The organism is Serratia nematodiphila DZ0503SBS1 (genome assembly GCF_000738675.1).
Lineage (GTDB): Bacteria > Pseudomonadota > Gammaproteobacteria > Enterobacterales > Enterobacteriaceae > Serratia > Serratia nematodiphila.
This window is the reverse complement of sequence record NZ_JPUX01000001.1, coordinates 36,187-53,423: the sequence shown is the minus strand read 5'-3', so window position 1 is coordinate 53,423 and position 17,237 is coordinate 36,187. Positions and strand designations below refer to the sequence as shown.

At 59.6% G+C, this 17,237-nt stretch carries 18 protein-coding genes; 7 read left to right on the top strand and 11 right to left on the bottom strand.

All coding sequences use genetic code 11. The features are described from left to right. Positions 1–27 precede the first annotated feature (27 nt). Together cpxA and cpxR are read right to left on the bottom strand one after the other, a co-directional pair. The gene (cpxA, locus tag JL05_RS00235; protein ID WP_033631334.1) at positions 28–1,422 is read right to left on the bottom strand and encodes an envelope stress sensor histidine kinase CpxA; all 1,395 of its coding nucleotides are present in this window, start codon (positions 1,420–1,422) and stop codon (positions 28–30) included. Further along, on the bottom strand, positions 1,419–2,117 hold the full coding sequence (cpxR, locus tag JL05_RS00230; RefSeq protein WP_004931124.1) for an envelope stress response regulator transcription factor CpxR: 699 nt from the start codon (positions 2,115–2,117) through the stop codon (positions 1,419–1,421). The genes cpxA and cpxR overlap by 4 nt, the downstream gene beginning before the upstream one ends. A 148-nt stretch (positions 2,118–2,265) precedes the next feature. On the opposite strand from cpxR, the gene cpxP reads away from it, so the two are divergent. From cpxP to JL05_RS00210, 4 genes are all read left to right on the top strand, one after another. Beyond that, positions 2,266–2,745 (top strand): cell-envelope stress modulator CpxP, encoded by a 480-nt coding sequence (gene cpxP / locus JL05_RS00225; protein WP_004931122.1) that lies wholly within the window; start codon positions 2,266–2,268, stop codon positions 2,743–2,745. A 131-nt stretch (positions 2,746–2,876) separates the two neighbouring features. Continuing rightward, positions 2,877–3,779, top strand: a complete 903-nt coding sequence (gene fieF / locus JL05_RS00220) for a CDF family cation-efflux transporter FieF (protein WP_033631333.1) — start codon at positions 2,877–2,879, stop codon at positions 3,777–3,779. 231 nt (positions 3,780–4,010) lie between these two features. Continuing rightward, positions 4,011–4,973: a 6-phosphofructokinase gene (gene pfkA, locus JL05_RS00215; RefSeq protein WP_004931116.1), complete on the top strand. Its 963-nt coding sequence runs from the start codon at positions 4,011–4,013 to the stop codon at positions 4,971–4,973. 176 nt (positions 4,974–5,149) lie between these two features. Further along, positions 5,150–6,139, top strand: a complete 990-nt coding sequence (locus JL05_RS00210; RefSeq protein ID WP_015379419.1) for a sulfate ABC transporter substrate-binding protein — start codon at positions 5,150–5,152, stop codon at positions 6,137–6,139. Positions 6,140–6,205: 66 nt separating this feature from the next. Here JL05_RS00210 and tpiA read toward each other — a convergent pair whose 3' ends face one another. Both tpiA and JL05_RS00200 read right to left on the bottom strand, forming a co-directional pair. After that, the gene (gene tpiA, locus JL05_RS00205; RefSeq protein WP_025160373.1) at positions 6,206–6,973 is read right to left on the bottom strand and encodes a triose-phosphate isomerase; all 768 of its coding nucleotides are present in this window, start codon (positions 6,971–6,973) and stop codon (positions 6,206–6,208) included. Between the two features lie 127 nt (positions 6,974–7,100). Continuing rightward, positions 7,101–7,685 (bottom strand): DUF1454 family protein, encoded by a 585-nt coding sequence (locus JL05_RS00200; protein WP_033631331.1) that lies wholly within the window; start codon positions 7,683–7,685, stop codon positions 7,101–7,103. Positions 7,686–7,884: 199 nt separating this feature from the next. Between JL05_RS00200 and JL05_RS00195 the strand changes: the two genes are divergently transcribed. Beyond that, entirely contained in the window at positions 7,885–8,304 is a 420-nt protein-coding gene (locus JL05_RS00195; RefSeq protein WP_033631330.1) for a DUF805 domain-containing protein, read from the top strand. An 11-nt stretch (positions 8,305–8,315) separates the two neighbouring features. Here the strand turns inward: JL05_RS00195 and fpr are convergent, their stop codons facing one another. Beyond that, positions 8,316–9,062: a ferredoxin--NADP(+) reductase gene (fpr, locus tag JL05_RS00190; RefSeq protein ID WP_033631329.1), complete on the bottom strand. Its 747-nt coding sequence runs from the start codon at positions 9,060–9,062 to the stop codon at positions 8,316–8,318. A gap of 3 nt (positions 9,063–9,065) precedes the next feature. Further along, positions 9,066–9,677, bottom strand: a complete 612-nt coding sequence (locus tag JL05_RS00185; RefSeq protein ID WP_033631328.1) for a helix-turn-helix transcriptional regulator — start codon at positions 9,675–9,677, stop codon at positions 9,066–9,068. 298 nt (positions 9,678–9,975) lie between these two features. On the opposite strand from JL05_RS00185, the gene emrD reads away from it, so the two are divergent. Continuing rightward, positions 9,976–11,160 carry a multidrug efflux MFS transporter EmrD gene (gene emrD / locus JL05_RS00180; protein ID WP_033631327.1) on the top strand — a complete coding sequence of 395 codons (1,185 nt, stop codon included), beginning with the start codon at positions 9,976–9,978 and terminating at the stop codon, positions 11,158–11,160. Positions 11,161–11,354: 194 nt separating this feature from the next. Here the strand turns inward: emrD and glpX are convergent, their stop codons facing one another. The 3 genes from glpX to JL05_RS00165 all read right to left on the bottom strand — a co-directional run bounded on the left by glpX (position 11,355) and on the right by JL05_RS00165 (position 14,890). Further along, complete coding sequence (gene glpX, locus JL05_RS00175) at positions 11,355–12,365, bottom strand: class II fructose-bisphosphatase (protein ID WP_033631326.1); 1,011 nt, start codon at positions 12,363–12,365, stop codon at positions 11,355–11,357. Between the two features lie 128 nt (positions 12,366–12,493). Beyond that, positions 12,494–14,002, bottom strand: a complete 1,509-nt coding sequence (gene glpK, locus JL05_RS00170; RefSeq protein WP_004931097.1) for a glycerol kinase GlpK — start codon at positions 14,000–14,002, stop codon at positions 12,494–12,496. Between the two features lie 42 nt (positions 14,003–14,044). Continuing rightward, complete coding sequence (locus tag JL05_RS00165; protein WP_004931095.1) at positions 14,045–14,890, bottom strand: MIP/aquaporin family protein; 846 nt, start codon at positions 14,888–14,890, stop codon at positions 14,045–14,047. 523 nt (positions 14,891–15,413) lie between these two features. Here JL05_RS00165 and zapB point away from each other — a divergent pair. Further along, entirely contained in the window at positions 15,414–15,653 is a 240-nt protein-coding gene (gene zapB / locus JL05_RS00160) for a septal ring assembly protein ZapB (protein ID WP_004931092.1), read from the top strand. A gap of 60 nt (positions 15,654–15,713) precedes the next feature. Here the strand turns inward: zapB and rraA are convergent, their stop codons facing one another. Beyond that, positions 15,714–16,199 carry a ribonuclease E activity regulator RraA gene (gene rraA, locus JL05_RS00155; protein ID WP_004931090.1) on the bottom strand — a complete coding sequence of 162 codons (486 nt, stop codon included), beginning with the start codon at positions 16,197–16,199 and terminating at the stop codon, positions 15,714–15,716. Positions 16,200–16,274: 75 nt separating this feature from the next. Beyond that, entirely contained in the window at positions 16,275–17,192 is a 918-nt protein-coding gene (locus JL05_RS00150) for a 1,4-dihydroxy-2-naphthoate polyprenyltransferase (RefSeq protein WP_033631325.1), read from the bottom strand. Positions 17,193–17,237 lie beyond the last annotated feature (45 nt).

Below are 17,237 nucleotides of genomic sequence, written 5' to 3'. Positions count from 1 at the left end.
GAACGAGGGGCGCAGGATAGCAAACTCTTACTGTTCTGTCTTAGACGATAGGCGTTGATGATGCAGCGGCAGCCACAGCACCAGCCGCAGACCGCCAAGCGGGCTGTCTTCGGCCTTCACCCAGCCGCGATGCTGATTGACCGCCGCCTCGACGATCGCCAGGCCAAGGCCGGTGCCGCCGGACTCACGGTCGCGCGCCTCATCGGTGCGGTAGAACGGGCGGAAAATCTGCTCGCGATCTTCGGCGCTGACGCCGGGGCCGTCGTCGTCAACCTGGATGGTCACGCCCTGATTGTCGGCGCTGAACGCCACGGCGATGCGGGTGTGCGAATAACGCAGGGCGTTGCGCACGATGTTTTCCAATGCGCTGTCCAGCGCGCTCGCGTTGCCGAACAGCGTCCACGGGCCGGGCGGCGCAGCGATCTCCAGCTGCTTGCCCATCTGTTCGGCTTCGAAACGGGCGTTGTCCAGCACGTCGGCCCACAGCTCGTTGGCCTTCAACTGCTCGCGCGCCAGCTCGCTCTTCTGCTGCCCGCGCGACAGCGCCAGCAGATCGTTGATCATCGAATCCAGCCGCTGCGCTTCGGTTTCGATGCGCGCCAGTTCGTGGCCTTCGCCGTGGCGGCGGCGCATCAGCGCGGTGGCCAGCTGCAGGCGAGTCAGCGGCGTGCGCAGCTCGTGCGAGATGTCCGAGATCAGCCGCTGCTGCGCGTTCATCATGCGCTCCAGCGCGCTGACCATTTGGTTGAAGCTGGCGCCGGTGGCCAGGAATTCCTGCGGACCGGCCTCCAGCTCCGGATGCTGCTTCAGGTTGCCGCGCGCCACGTCATCGGCGGCGTTCTTCAGCTTGCGCGCCGGCTTCGCCAGGCTCCAGGCCAGCCACAGCAGCAGCGGGGCGCTGATCAGCATGGTGACGATCAGCAGCAGCAGCGGCCGGTCGAACATCAGGTTGATGAAGTCGGATTGCGGGCTGTTGGCGGGACGGATCAGGTACAGCTGATAGTTGTCTTCGCCGTCGCGCACCGCGAACGGCCCGACCAGCTCGACGCGGCCGTATTTTTTCTTCTTCGGATGATCCGAGTTATCGGATTGGCCGATGAAGTTGCGGACGATCTGCATTTCGTTGCGCTGCGCGCCGATCACCCGGCCTTCGCTGGTGACCAGCAGCAGGCGTTGGCCCGGCGGCGCCCATTTGTCGATGGCGCGGAACAGGCGGCGCCACCACATCAGATCGTTGGCCGGATCGTTTTGCAGCTCGGCCTCGACGTGCTGTTCCAGCATCAACCCCTGCCGCTGCTCGCTGTCGAGCAGCGAGGTCATTTGGCGGGAGTCGAGCTTGGGCACCATCAGCACCAGCATTAGCACCAGGGCTAACGTGAACCAGAAAATGGCGAAGATGCGTGCCGTCAAACTGTTGATCATGTTGCAGATACCATCAAATAACCACGCCCGCGCAGGGTTTTGAACCACGGATGCCCGTCTTTGCGATCCGGCAGCTTACGCCGCAGGTTGGAGATGTGCATGTCGATGGCGCGATCGAACGGAGTCAGGCGTTTGCCCAGCACTTCCTGGCTCAGCAGTTCGCGCGACACCACCTGGCCGAGATGCTGCGCCAGCAGATACAGCAGGGTGAACTCGGTGCCGGTCAGATCCAGCACCTGGCCGTCGAAGCTGGCCTCCTGGCGGCCGGGGTTCAGCTGCAGGCCATCGACATCCAGCGTCGGGGCGCCGCTGTCGACCTGTTGCTGCTGTTCGCTCCAGTTGGAACGGCGCAGAATGGCGCGAATGCGCGCGACCAGCTCGCGATCGTTGAAGGGTTTCGGCAGGTAATCATCGGCGCCCAGCTCCAGGCCCAGCACGCGGTCCAGCTCGCTGCCGCGCGCGGTCAGCATGATGACCGGCGTCTGGTGATGTTGGCGCAGTTCTTTCAGCGTATCGATGCCGTTTTTCTTCGGCATCATGATGTCGAGCAGCAGCAGATCGACGGAGCTGTCCAGCAGCGACAACGCCTGCTCGCCATCGTGCGCGACGACGATATTAAAACCTTCCATTTCAAGCAGTTCTTTTAACAGCGAGGTCAACTCGCGGTCGTCGTCAACTAACAGAATCTTGTTCATTATGATTTACCTCCAGACGCAAAATACGTCATCAACTGTTGCCATTCCATGACTTTACGTAGTTTTACATGCACTGACGCAGGTTTTCAGGTGTGGCGGTACACTGCTCCTCGTTGATTCGCAAAGTGAGAAAGCTTGAGGAGTTGAAATGCGTAAGGTGACCGCATTAGTTATGGCATCACTGCTGGCAATTGGTTCGACCGCTGCCTTCGCTGCCGACACTATACCGGACACAGCCCAACCTCCCGGCAACGACGCGATGACCCGAATACCCGGCCAGCACCATATGTTCGACGGTGTCAGCCTCAGCGAACAGCAGCGCCAGCAAATGCGCGATTTGATGCGCCAGGCCCGGCACGATCTGCCTGGTGTCAATGTAGCTGAAATGGAAGCCATGCATAAACTGGTGACCGCAGAGAAATTTGATGAAGCCGCCGTGTACGCCCAGGCGGAAAAGATGGCCCAACAGCAGGTCAAGCGCCAGGTGGAAATGGCCCGGGTGCGCAACCAAATGTATAACCTGCTGACGCCAGAGCAAAAAAGTGTTTTAGACCAGAAACATCAGCAGCGCATGCAGCAGATGGAGCAGCAAATTTCTGGTTTGCAGCAAGCTTCTGCCCAGAAGTGAAGTACGACTGAGTAGTCCCCTGTTTTTCCTTGCCATAGACACCATCCCTGTCTTCCCCGCCATGATGGCGGGGTTTTTTTTATCCGACATTTCGCTATATTGAGCGCCACACCTTTTAGCCGGGGCCCCTTATGGAACAGCGCTATGCACGCCTGGTAAAGTCCGCCGCGTTGGCAGCAACCGCGCTGGCGTCGTCGCTGCTGTTGATCAAAATCGTCGCCTGGTACCACACCGGTTCGGTCAGCCTGTTGGCGGCGCTGGTGGATTCGTTGGTCGATATCGCCGCCTCGCTGACCAACCTTCTGGTGGTGCGCTATTCGCTGCAGCCGGCCGATGCCGAGCACACTTTCGGCCACGGCAAAGCGGAATCGCTGGCGGCGCTGGCGCAAAGCATGTTTATTTCCGGCTCCGCCCTGTTTTTGTTCCTCACCGGCTTCCAGCACCTGTACGCACCGCAAACGCTGCGCGATCCCGGTGTCGGGGTCGTGGTGACGGTGATAGCGTTGGTCAGCACGCTGATTCTGGTCACCTATCAACGCTGGGTGGTCAGAAAAACGCGCAGTCAGGCCGTACGCGCAGATATGCTGCATTATCAGTCAGATGTCATGATGAATGGTGCTATTCTTATCGCTCTTGGGCTAAGCTGGTACGGCTTCCAACGGGCGGATGCGTTGTTCGCGCTGGGCATCGGCGTTTACATCCTCTATAGCGCGCTGCGCATGGGCTATGAAGCGGTGCAGTCGCTGTTGGATCGGGCGTTGCCGGATGATGAGCGCCAGGCGATTATCGCCGTGGTTTCCTCCTGGCCCGGCGTGAAAGGCGCACACGATCTGCGCACGCGTCAGTCGGGGCCGACGCGTTTCATCCAGCTGCATCTGGAGATGGAGGACACGCTGCCGCTGCGCGAGGCGCACCGGTTGGCCGATCAGGTGGAACAAGCCCTGCGGCAACGTTTTGCGGGGGCGGACGTCATCATTCACCTGGATCCGTGCTCCGTGGTGCCGCCGGGTAGGCAGGGGCATTGGGAGCTATAATCATATAGAGGCATAGCGCAACGTATTATCATGAATATCTGAGTTAGCTCAGCGTGCCATGCGGTGTTTTAACCGTTATATTGCGTGACTTGAATCAATTCAGCTGGGTGTTTTTGATATAATATCCAGCAATAAGCCGTAAAGCTGGTTTTCTGCAGCCGGAGAGGTTTCAAGACGATCGGCGGAGACAGAATTCTTAAGAAATTGCATCTACACAGTTCAGAGGTAGTCATGATCAAGAAAATCGGTGTACTGACGAGCGGCGGTGATTCGCCGGGTATGAACGCTGCAATCCGCGGCGTTGTGCGTTCTGCGCTTTCAGAAGGTCTGGAAGTTTTTGGTATTTACGATGGCTACCTTGGCTTGTACGAAGATCGCATGGAGCAGCTGGACCGCTATAGCGTGTCCGACATGATCAATCGCGGCGGCACCTTCCTCGGTTCTGCCCGCTTCCCGGAATTCAGGGATGAAAACGTGCGCGCCAAGGCGATTGAAAACCTGAAGAATCGCGGCATCGACGCGCTGGTGGTGATCGGCGGCGACGGTTCCTACATGGGCGCCAAACGCCTGACGGAAGAAGGCTTCCCGTGCATCGGCCTGCCAGGCACCATCGATAACGATGTCGCCGGTACCGACTACACCATCGGTTACTTCACCGCGCTGGAAACCGTGGTGGAAGCGATCGACCGCCTGCGCGATACCTCCTCGTCGCACCAGCGCATCTCTATCGTGGAAGTGATGGGCCGTTACTGCGGCGATCTGACGCTGGCGGCGGCGATTGCCGGCGGCTGCGAATTCATCGTGCTGCCTGAAATCGAATTCAATCGCGAAGATCTGGTGTGCGAAATCAAGGCCGGTATCGCCAAGGGCAAAAAGCACGCCATCGTGGCGATCACCGAGCACATCTGCGATATCGATGAGCTGGCGCGCCACATCGAGCAGGAAACCAAGCGTGAAACCCGCGCCACCGTGCTGGGCCACATTCAACGCGGCGGTTCACCGGTCGCCTATGACCGCATCCTGGCCTCACGCATGGGCGCCTACGCCATCGAACTGCTGCTGCAGGGTTACGGCGGCCGCTGCGTCGGTATCCAGAACGAAAAGATGGTGCATCACGACATCATCGACGCGATCGAAAACATGAAGCGTCCGTTCAAGGGCGACTGGCTGGAAACGGCGAAAAAGCTGTACTGATTCGCCGCTCGCCGAAAGCCTCCGCTTGCGGGGGCTTTTTTATGCTCGCCGGTGACATATTCCAGAATCATCTAGCCCAAAATTTTTTATTCTTTAATTGCCGGGAAAGTTTCTGGCAGGCTCTGATGCTAAATCAACCGATTGAGGTTGCGTTAATTTTCTGGGAGAGCCTGTCGATGCGTAAATGGGGTGTAGGTCTGACATTGGTGCTGTTGGCGTCCGGCGCCATGGCGAAGGATATTCAGTTGCTGAACGTGTCATACGATCCGACGCGTGAGTTCTATCAGGCTTACAACACGGCATTCAGCAAGCACTACCAGGCGGAAACCGGCGACAAGGTGACGGTGCGTCAGTCGCACGGCGGCTCCGGCAAACAGGCGACTTCGGTGATCAACGGCATCGAGGCCGACGTGGTGACGCTGGCGTTGGCCTATGACGTCGACGCCATCGCCGAACGCGGGCGCATTGAGAAAGACTGGATCAAACGCCTGCCGGACAACTCGGCGCCTTACACCTCGACCATCGTCTTCCTGGTGCGCAAAGGCAATCCGAAACAAATTCATGACTGGCCTGACTTGATCAAGCCGGGCGTGTCGGTGATCACCCCGAATCCGAAAACCTCCGGCGGCGCCCGCTGGAACTACCTGGCCGCCTGGGGCTACGCGTTGCACCACAACAACAACGATAAGGCCAAGGCGCAGGACTTCGTCAAAAACCTGTACAAGAACGTAGAGGTACTGGATTCCGGCGCGCGCGGCTCGACCAACACCTTCGTTGAGCGCGGCATCGGCGACGTGCTGATCGCCTGGGAAAACGAAGCGCTGCTGGCGGAGAAAGAGCTGGGCAAAGACAAGTTCGAGATCATCACCCCGAGCGAATCGATTCTGGCCGAACCGACGGTGTCGGTGGTGGATAAGGTGGTCGATAAACGCGGCACCCGCGAGGTGGCGACCGCCTACCTGAAATATCTGTATTCGCCGGAAGGGCAGACCATCGCGGCGCAGCACTATTATCGCCCGCGCGATGCGGCGGTGGCGGCCAAGTTTGCCGGGCAGTTCCCGCAGCTGAAGCTGTTCACCGTGGATGACACCTTCGGCGGCTGGACCGAAGCGCAGAAGGTGCACTTCGCCACCGGTGGCGTGTTCGACGAAATCAGCAAACGCTGATGCCGGTTGAGCGGCAATTAAAAAACCCCGGCTTGCCGGGGTTTTTTTATGGCGAGCCTAAGGCAATCAGGCTTTTTTCGCTGCGGCAGCGGCTTTGACGATCACGGCGAAAGCGTCGGCTTTCAGCGAGGCGCCGCCAACCAGCGCGCCGTCGATGTCCGGCTGGGAGAACAGCTCTGCGGCGTTCTTGTCGTTCACCGAACCGCCGTACTGGATGATGATTTCAGCGGCAACCGCGGCATCGTGCTTGGCGATGTGATCGCGGATAAATTTGTGCACGGCCTGCGCCTGCGCAGGGGTGGCGGATTTGCCGGTACCGATGGCCCAGACCGGCTCATAGGCGATCACGGTGCCTTTCATCGCCGGTGCGCCCAGCGTTTTCAGCACGGCGTCGATCTGGCGCGCGCATACTTCTTCGGTTTTGCCCGCGGCGTTTTCCGCTTCGGTTTCACCGATGCACAGCACCGGGATCAGGCCAGCTTCTTTCAGCACGGCGAATTTCTCGGCGATCACTTCGTCGCTTTCTTTGTGGTAGGTGCGACGCTCGGAGTGGCCGATGATGATGTACTGAGCGCCGACGTCTTTCAGCATGTTGGCGGAAACTTCACCGGTGAAGGCGCCGGACAGGTTAACGTCCACGTTCTGCGCGCCCAGCGCGATGCGGCTGCCGGCCAGCGCATGCTTGGCCTGATCCAGATACATCACCGGCGGGGCGATGGCGACGCCACAGCCGTCAACGCTGCTCAGCTCATGGCGCAGACCGGCGATCAGTTCGTTGACCATGTGGGTGCTGCCGTTAAGCTTCCAGTTACCCATAACTAATGGATGACGCATGTTTTTTCCTCCAACTAGGGAACGCGAGAGTCGAAATGACAACTGCCGGACCGGCAGTTTACCTGCCCAACAGTATAGAGATCATTAAGCGCGAAGGCTTTGCTTTTCGTCATTAAATGCCGCGCCGTTACGGCTCGGAAAGCGCCAGCTTAATCGGTTCAACCGCGAAGGTGACGCCTTTATCGCCGTTGTCCGAGACGACATAGCGAATGGCGCCGACCTGCTGTTGGTAAAAACGCGATCCTTTGCCTTTTTCCAGCAGGCTGTTCACCTTGTTCTGACTCTGTTCCACCGTCAGCGCCGGTTCGAATTGACGCATCAGCGCCGCCATGTAGGTGATGGCGATGGCGCGCGCGGCTTTTTCTTCATTGGCCTGCTGCAGCGGCAGATGCGTGATCTGCAACGTTTTGATTTTACCGGTACCTTTCTCCAGTGCGGTGGAGGCGTACAGGTTTTCGTTGAGTTTACTGGCGGCGCGCGTCAGCAGCGGCGAATCGTCTTCGGCGGCGGGAATGGCGCGGAATTCGCCAATCGGCAGCTTGGGGTTGTCGCGATTGTATTTCTCGCGGAACTTGACCACCGTCAGATCGAAGGTCGGCGCGCCGGCCAGCAGGTAAGGCGCAGTCGGTTTCGCTTCGGCGGCGGGCGGTTCGGCCCAGGCGCTGGCGGCGGCCTGCAGCAGGCAGGCGATGGCGAGGGTTTTTCTCAGCATGGCGTATGGCATCAAGGACAAAGATGGCTCCGATTAAAGCGATAACCCGCAGGCCTTGTCAAAGATCCCACGCCATTATCGGTTCGCTGACGAGAAAGCTGTGCGGCGCGCCGCGTTATGCGAGGCGGAAAACTCGGCCCGGCAGCGCCTATGTTACACTGCGGCGCAGAATATGGGCAGGCTTAGAGCGCAGGAATCGATGACGTTACAACAGTGGTGTTTTTCTTTTAAGGGCCGCATCGGGCGGCGCGACTTCTGGATCTGGATGGGGCTGTGGCTGGTGCTGATGGCGGCGGCGTTTACGTTGGCCAATTATCAGCTGGTCGCCATCCAATCCATCGCCTTCTTTATCGTGGCGCTGCTGTGGCCGACGGCGGCGGTGCTGGTCAAACGGCTGCACGATCGCAACAAGGCCGGCTGGTGGGCGCTGCTGCTGATCCTGGCGTGGATGCTGGCGGCGGGCAACTGGCAGATGCTGGCGCCAATCTGGCAATGGGGCGTCGGGCGTTTCATCCCGACGCTGATTATCGTGATGATGACTATCGATCTGGGCGCCTTCGTCGGCACGCCGGGGGACAATCGGTTCGGCCCGGAAGCCGAACCGGTGAAGTTCCGCTGATCCCCGCCGGGTTACCAGTAGTGTTCGCTGGTGATATGGCCCGGCTTGCGGCGCAGGTGCTTGCGCATCTGGCGGTGGTCTTTCAGCGTTTGCTGGGTGTCCCGCACCATTTGCGGGTTGCCGCACAGCATCACGTGGCTGGTTTCGGCGTCGATGGTCAAGCCGATCGCCGCTTCCAGTCGGCCGTCCTCGATCAGCGCCGGCACGCGGCCGGTCAGTGAGCCGGGCGTCTCTTCACGGCTGACGACGGTCTGGATACGCAGCTTGCCGTTGTAGCGTTGCTGCAGTTGCTGCATCAGCGGCAGGTAGCTCAGGTCGCGCGCAAAGCGCGCGGCGTGCACCAGCACCAGGTTGTTAAAGCGCTCCAGGCCGGCGCCTTGCTGCAGAATCGATAAATAGGGGCCGATGGCGGTGCCGGTCGCCAGCATCCACAGCGTGTCGCAGTCGGGCACCTCGTCCAGCACGAAGAAGCCGGCGGCTTCTTTGGTCACCATCACGTCCGAGCCCGGCCGCAGCTGATTGAGGCGCGGGCTCAGTTTGCCTTCTGGCACCGTGACCAGATAGAACTCCAGATTGGCGTCATCGGGGGCATTGACGTAGGAGTAGGCGCGCTGCACCCGCTCACCGTCGATCTCCAGCGCCAGCTTGGCGAATTGCCCGGCGGTGAAAGGATCGATGGGGGCATTGACCACCAGGCTGAACAGCCCGTCGGTCCATTGTTTTACCTGCGTAACCTTGCCGTTTACCCATTCAGCCATACTCTAAAGCTCCCGTGGTCGAATCAAATAAGCACAATGTCGTGAGCCGGAAATGGCGTGCGCGGTGCGCTCTACCCGGTAGTCGTTGCCGAACAGCCGGTGAAACAGCTGCAGCTCGGAATTGCACAGGCTGCTGCAGTTGGAACCGGCCACGCCGATCGGACAGTGGTTTTCCACCAGCAGCGCACCGTGCGGATGATCGAGCAATTCGGCCATGTAACCGTCGTGTTGCCGCAGGCGAACCAGGCGGGTTAGCCGATCCTGATGGCTGCGCTCGGCGGACAACTCTTCGGCATAGCGCAGATAAAGCTGCTCTTCGCGCGCGATGAGCAACGGTTCCACGCCGGCGCCGCCAAACAGCTGCAGCGCGGATTCCCGCAGTCGCTCCTGATCGTCGGCCGTGTAGGCGTGCCCCCGCTCGGTCAGCGACCAGTAGCGTGTCGGGCGGCCGACCTTGCTGCGCGCTTCTTCGTAACAAACCAGCTCACGTTTTTCCAGGGATTGCAGATGTTGTCGGATGCCCATCGGCGTGATGTCCAGACGCTCCGCCAGCATTTTGGCCGAGTGCGGGCCGAGAGCCTTTAACTGCAATAAAATCAGCTCAGGTGTTTTCATGAACCAAATCCCTATGGTGTTATTTTATTTCAAGTTGATGAAAATAATTATCGATTAAATGCTAAAGCGCAGCTACTGCAAACGCGCTAATTTTTACCCCCAAAGCGTTAGACGTACAGTTTAATTTACGAGCCTGGTCGGGTTTGCTGCCAGTGTGACCTGGATCAATATTTGTCTGAAACTCGCTAAAAAAATCAGATTTGATTAGCTTATGCCGCCATAGAGGGCTGCTCGCCGTTCTGGCTGCTGCAACGGCCATACCGGGACGCTGTGACGAGTTGAAACGTTAACGAAGATAATGAGAAAACTAGAGAACTTTCACCTGTTGGTGATGCTTATCCTGTTGGTCGCCGTCGGCCAGATGGCGCAAACCATTTATGTTCCCGTTATTGCTGACATCGCTCACGATCTGTCGGTGCGCACCGGCGCCGTGCAGCGGGTGATGGCGGCGTATCTGCTGACCTATGGTTTCTCCCAGCTGATTTACGGGCCGATATCGGATCGTATCGGGCGTCGGCCGGTGATCCTGACCGGCATGATGATCTTCCTGTTGGGGGCGCTGGGCGCGCTGCTGTCCACCAACCTGACGATGCTGGTCGCCGCCAGCGCGATTCAGGGCATGGGCACCGGCGTGGCGGGCGTAATGGCGCGCACCATGCCGCGCGATCTGTATGCCGGTACTGCGCTGCGTTACGCCAACAGCCTGCTGAACATGGGGATTTTGGTCAGTCCGTTGCTGGCGCCGGTGATCGGCGGCGCGCTGGCGATGGTGTTCGGCTGGCGCGCCTGTTACGCCTTCCTGCTGGCGTTGTGCGCCTGCGTTGCCTTCGCCATGTTCCGCTGGCTGCCGGAGACCCGTCCGGTACAGACGGAAAAACGCCGCATGCTGGCCAGTTTCCGCCAACTGCTGGGTGACAGTACCTTCAGCTGCTATCTGGTGATGCTGATCGGCGCGCTGGCGGGGATTGCGGTATTTGAAGCCAGCTGCGGCGTATTGATGGGGGGCGTGTTGGGGCTGAGCGGTCTGACCGTCAGTATCCTGTTCATTCTGCCGATCCCGGCGGCGTTTTTCGGCGCCTGGTATGCCGGGCGCGACGGTAAGACCTTCCACACCCTGATGTGGCATTCGGTGCTGAGCTGCCTGCTGGCGGGAGCGATGATGTGGATCCCGGGCTGGTTCGGCGTGATGAACATCTGGACGCTGATCGTGCCGGCCGCGCTGTTCTTCTTCGGCGCCGGCATGCTGTTCCCGCTGGCGACCACCGGGGCGATGGAGCCGTTCCCTTACCTGGCAGGCGCGGCGGGCGCACTGGTGGGCGGGATGCAGAACATGGGGTCCGGTCTGGCGACTTGGCTGTCCGCCATGTTGCCGCAAACCGGGCAGTTCAGCCTCGGCTTGCTGATGTTCGCGATGGCGCTGCTGATCCTGCTGTGCTGGTGGCCGCTGTCCAATCGTATGCAGCATCAGGGGCATACCGCATAACCACAGGGCGCCATTCGGCGCCCTCATACCGTTGACAAAGGGGAGAAAAAGCGGGGGTTTTCTCCCCTTTGTGGTTATCAGCCGAAAATCAATAAATTGATTTTCCTTGTTTTCTGTTCGCTGCTCTCTGCCAACCTGGCAAGAGTATGAGGTTTGTCATCAATCATCAGGGCGCCCTTCGGCGCCCTGTTTCGTTACAGCAGAAATTCGTGCAGCGTCGGGTCTTTGCGATCCAGATAGTGGGTCGAACGAATACGGCGGATGGTGCGCGATTTACCACGGATCAACAGAGTTTCGGTGGTGGCCATGTTGCCCTGGCGGCTGATGCCTTCCAGCAAATCGCCCTTAGTGATGCCGGTGGCGGAGAAGATCACGTTGTCGTTGCGCGCCATCTGATCCAGACGCAGCGCCTGGCCGGCTTCGATACCCATCTCCCGGCAGCGGACCAACTCCTGTTCGCCGATGCGGCGGTTTTCGGCGCTGTCGCCTTTCACCTCATGACGCGGCAGCAAACGCGCCTGCATGTCACCGTCCAGCGCGCGGATCACCGCGGCTGAGATCACCCCTTCCGGCGCGCCGCCGATGCCGTACATCACATCGACCTCGCTTTCCGGCATGCAGGTGAGAATGGAGGCCGCTACGTCGCCGTCAGGAATGGCGAATACTCGCACGCCCAACTGCTGCATCTGCGCGATGACGCCGTCGTGGCGCGGTTTGGCCAATACGATCACCGTCAGCTGCGACAGCGGTTTGCCCAGTCGTTCGGCGACGTTCTGCAGGTTCTCTGCCAATGGCCGGTTGAGATCGATGGCGCCGCGCGCCGCCGGGCCGACCACCAGCTTCTCCATGTACATGTCCGGCGCATGCAGGAAGGTGCCGCGATCGCCCACCGCCAATACCGCCAGCGCATTGGACTGGCCCATGGCGGTCATGCGGGTGCCTTCGATCGGATCGACCGCGATGTCGACCGCGTCGCCCTGGCCGGTACCGACCTGCTCGCCAATATACAACATCGGCGCTTCGTCGATCTCGCCTTCGCCGATCACGATGCGCCCATCGATATCCACTTTGTTGAGCATGATGCGCATGGCGTGGACCGCCGCACCGTCGGCGGCGTTCTTGTCGCCGCGCCCCAGCCATTTGTAGCCCGCCAGCGCGGCGGCTTCGGTAACGCGGGAGAATTCGATGGCTAATTCACGTTTCATGGCAAACCTGTCTGTGAGAAAGGGAGGAAAATATTGACAAAGTCTATCACAGCGCGGTGGCGGCAGGGCGGGGCAAAAAAAAGCGCCGCCCGCAGGCAGCGCTTGTTGGCGAAACGGCAGCTTCGGGATTACTCGTGATCTTCCCATGCCTGAGCGCGAGCCACCGCTTTTTTCCAGCCGCTGTAGCGGTAGTTGCGTTCGGTGGTTTCGATGCTTGGGCGGAATTCACGCTCAACCACCGCTTTGCTCTTCACTTCATCCAGATCGTTCCAGTAGCCGATGGCCAGACCCGCCAGGAACGCCGCGCCCAGCGCCGTCGATTCACGCACTTCAGGGCGTTCTACGCGGGTGCCGAGAATATCGGACTGGAACTGCATCAGGAAGTTGTTGGCGACCGCGCCGCCGTCCACGCGCAGCGATTGCAGGCGGGTGTTGGCGTCGGCCTGCATGGCGTCCAGCACGTCACGGGTCTGGAAGGCGATGGATTCCAGCGTGGCGCGGATGATGTGGTTGCTGTTGGCACCACGGGTCAGGCCGAAGATGGCGCCGCGAGCATACGGATCCCAGTAGGGCGCGCCCAGGCCGGTGAAGGCCGGCACCACATAGACGCCGTTGCTGTCTTTCACCTTGGTGGCGAAATATTCGGAGTCGGCGGCGTCGCTGATCAGTTTCAGCTCGTCGCGCAGCCACTGGATAGACGCACCGCCGATGAACACCGCGCCTTCCAGCGCATAGTTCACTTCGCCGCGCGGGCCGCAGGCGATGGTGGTCAGCAGACCGTTTTTCGAGCGCACCGCTTCTTTGCCGGTGTTCATCAGCAGGAAGCAGCCGGTGCCATAGGTGTTCTTCGCCATGCCCGGTTGAACGCACAGCTGGCCGTACAGTGCCGCCTGTTGGTCACCGGCGATACCGGCGATAGGAATACGCGTGCCGCCCTTACCGCCGATGTTGGTCTGGCCGTACACTTCGGAGGACGGGCGGACTTTCGGCAGCATGGCGCGCGGGATATCCAGCACTTCCAGCATGCGCTCGTCCCAGTCCAGTTCGTGGATGTTGAACATCATGGTGCGTGAGGCGTTGGTGTAATCGGTGACGTGTACGCGCCCCTGGGTCATTTTCCACACCAGCCAGGTATCCACGGTGCCGAACAGCAGTTCGCCGCGCTTGGCGCGCTCGCGGGCGCCTTCGACGTTGTCCAGGATCCACTTCACCTTGGTGCCGGAGAAGTACGGGTCAACCACCAGGCCGGTGTTGTGACGGATGTACTCTTCCAGGCCGTCGCGCTTGAGCTTCTCGCAGATGTCGGCAGTGCGGCGGCACTGCCAAACGATGGCGTTGTAAATCGGCTTGCCGGTCTCTTTTTCCCAGACGATGGTGGTTTCGCGCTGGTTGGTGATGCCGATGCCGGCGATCTGATCGGAATTGATGTCGGCTTTCGCCAGCACTTCTACCAGCGTCGAACTTTGCGATGCCCAGATCTCCATCGGGTCGTGCTCAACCCAGCCGGCCTTTGGATAGATCTGCGGGAATTCGCGCTGCGATACTGCAACGATGTTGGCGTCGTGATCGAGCACGACGGCGCGTGAGCTGGTGGTCCCTTGGTCGAGTGCGACAATGTATTTTTTTTCTACAGTCATGGTAATTATCCTGCTGTTGTTAACCGTGTAAAACTGCACCCATCACGCTTTACGCTGCTGGGTCTTGGCATCGGGCTCTTCTTCCGTCACGCAGACGTCGCACGGCAGGTGGCGGCCAATCAGCGCGCGGTAACCGAAAGCGCCCAGGCCACAGCCGACGATAGGGGCGAAGATCGGCACCAGGAAGTACGGGATGTCGCGCGCGCCGGTGAAGGCGACTTTGCCCCAGCCGGCCAGGTAGGCGAACAGTTTCGGCCCGAAGTCACGCGCCGGGTTCAACGCAAAGCCGGTCAATGGTCCCATGGAGGCGCCGATCACGGCAATCAGAATACCGATCAGCAGCGGCGCCAGCGGGCCGCGCGGAATGCCGTTGCCGTCGTCGGTCAGCGCCAGGATCAGGCACATCAGGATTGCAGCGATCACCATTTCTACCAGAAAGGCCTGGCCGACCGAGATGTGCGCGTTAGGGTAAGTCGAGAAGATGCCTGCCAGTTCGAGGCTTTCGTTGCTGCCGCGCACCATGTGGTGGGCCGCTTCGAAGTCGAAGAACAGATTGTAGTACAGCCCGTAGACCAAGGCCGCGGCGCAGAAGGCGCCGGCGATCTGCGCAATGATGTAAGGCACCACTTTGCGCCCGTCGAAGCAGGCGAACAGCCACAGGGCGAGGGTGACCGCCGGGTTGAGATGCGCACCGGAAATGGCGGCGGTCAGATAGATGGCCATGGCGACGCCCAGGCCCCAAATGATGCTGATTTCCCACTGGCCGAAGCTGGCGCCCGCCAGTTTCAGCGCGGCAACGCAGCCTACGCCAAAGAAGATCAGCAGCGCCGTGCCGAGGAACTCGGCGATGCACTGGCCTTTTAATGTCGGACTGGTGGTTTGGCTCATAATGTTGGTGTCCTGCAAAACGGCGGTTGTTGGTTTATAGGCTCAGCCAGGTATACATCTGGCCTATGGGCACAGTTTTTTCATCTCGTCCAATTATTGAATGAGGACGTGATGTAAATTTATCGTTAACGAACATAAACGAGAAATAGCGAAATCAAAATGTGTGTGGCGCGTCATAAAATTGAGCGATTTCGCGTCGTTTAGTGTTCTTTCTGAGCCATAAAAGTGTGATCTGACCAGTGGTTTAGCGAGGGGCGTTAACAACTCGTGGCGGCGGCGATGGGGATTTTCAGTTTTTACTGATGGCGAGGGCAGGAAAATTGCAACAGACTGCGCGATGATCCGGTATGTTGCTAGACAGGCGGAGACTGGCTACTTACAATCGTTTTTAACGAATCGAGACCGGCGCGCCTTTCGTAATGGCGCGCGTCACTGAGCGCGATGCAATATTCGCAGTAGCTGCAGCCGACGTTGCGGCCGCTACTTATAGATGTACGCCTTGCTATCATGAGGGGACTGAAGCATGTCATTTGAAGTATTTGAGAAACTGGAAGCAAAAGTACAGCAGGCGATTGATACCATCACCCTGTTGCAGATGGAAATTGAAGAGCTGAAAGACAAAAACAACTCTCTGTCGCAGGAAGTTCAGGCTGCCTCCGGCAACCACGAAGCGTTGGTGCGCGAAAACCAACAGCTGAAAGAAGAACAGCACGTATGGCAAGATCGCCTGCGCGCGCTGCTGGGCAAAATGGAAGAGGTTTGATTCCTTACGCCATGCAGCAACGAAAAGGGCGCCTGAGGCGCCCTTTTTCATGTCCGAAAATCACTCGATGTCGAGCGGGTCTTCGGAGAGGATGATGCCGGTGTTGTCGGCATACAGGTGGTCGCCGGAGAAGAAGGTGACGCCACCGAAGTTGACGCGGATATCGCTTTCGCCCACGCCTTCGCTTACGGCACCCGCCGGGATCGCCGCCATCGCCTGAATGCCGATGTCGAGCTCTTCCAGATCGTCCACCTGGCGCACCGCGCCGTATACCACGATGCCTTCCCATTCATTCTGGGCGGCCAGGCGCGCCAGTTCGGCGTTGATCAGCGCCCGGCGTACCGAACCGCCGCCGTCGACCAACAGCACGCGGCCGCGACCGTTTTCTTCAAGCAGATCGAATAACAGGCCGTTATCCTCAAAGCATTTCACCGTGGTGATCTGCCCGCCAAATGAAGTACGCCCGCCAAAATTGGAGAACAGAGGTTCAACAACGTTCACCTCTTCATGATAGATGTCGCAAAGTTCGGAAGTATCGTATTTCATAGGATTTTACGTCTGTTTGCCGCAGGAATGTTCAGTATATCCCTTTATTCGCCCTGTTGGCAAAATCATCAGTTTTTAACTGAGCGCCACGCCGATGGCGAACAGCAGGTTGGCCAGCAACGCCGCCTTGACCATATGCTCCAGCATCGGCCGCATGCCTACCGGCGTCGGATCGCGCAGCACGCGCAGGCCGTGGCGCGCCAGCAGCGGGATCGCCAGCACGAACAGCCAACCCCACGGGCTGTGCAGGTTGAACAGCGTGAACAGCGCGAAACACAGCACTGCGCCGCCGAGCAGTAGGGCATGGTAAATGCGCGCCTTGTGCGGGCCGAGACGCACCGCCAGCGTATTCTTGCCGTTTTCGCGATCGCTTTCGATATCGCGCAGATTGTTGATGTTGAGCACCGCCGTCGCCAGCAGGCCGCAGGCGGTGGCGGGCAGCATCACGACGCTGTCGAAGGTGTGCGTCTGCAGATAGTAGGTACCGGCCACGCTCAGCCAGCCGAAGAACACCAGCACCGAGATATCGCCCAGCCCCAAATACCCGTAGGGCTTGTTGCCGACGGTATAGGTGATGGCCGCCACGATGGACAGCCCGCCCAGCACCAGGAAACCCACCACGTCGCTGGGTTGCTCGCAGGCGACGGCGATCAGCGAACAGCCGGCGATGGCGATCAGCACCACCGTCACCACCAGCGCCCGTTTCATCTGCGCCTGGGTGATCATGCCTTTCTGCATGCCGCGCAATGGCCCGATGCGATCTTCTTTGTCGCTGCCTTTGACCGCATCGCCGTAGTCGTTCGCCAGGTTGGAGAGGATCTGCAGCAGGCCGGCGGTCAACAGCGCCAGCAGCGCCACTTCTGGTTTCAGGCTGCCGTGCCAGGCGGCGATCGCCGAGCCGACCACGATGGAGGCAAAGGCCAACGGCAGGGTGCGGGGGCGTAGACTTTCCAGCCAGGCGGAAATCGGGGTGGTGGAGGTTGATGAGCTCATGTTTCGCTTCTGTCAGTAAGTTGCGGTGTCCGTTAGAAATAATTG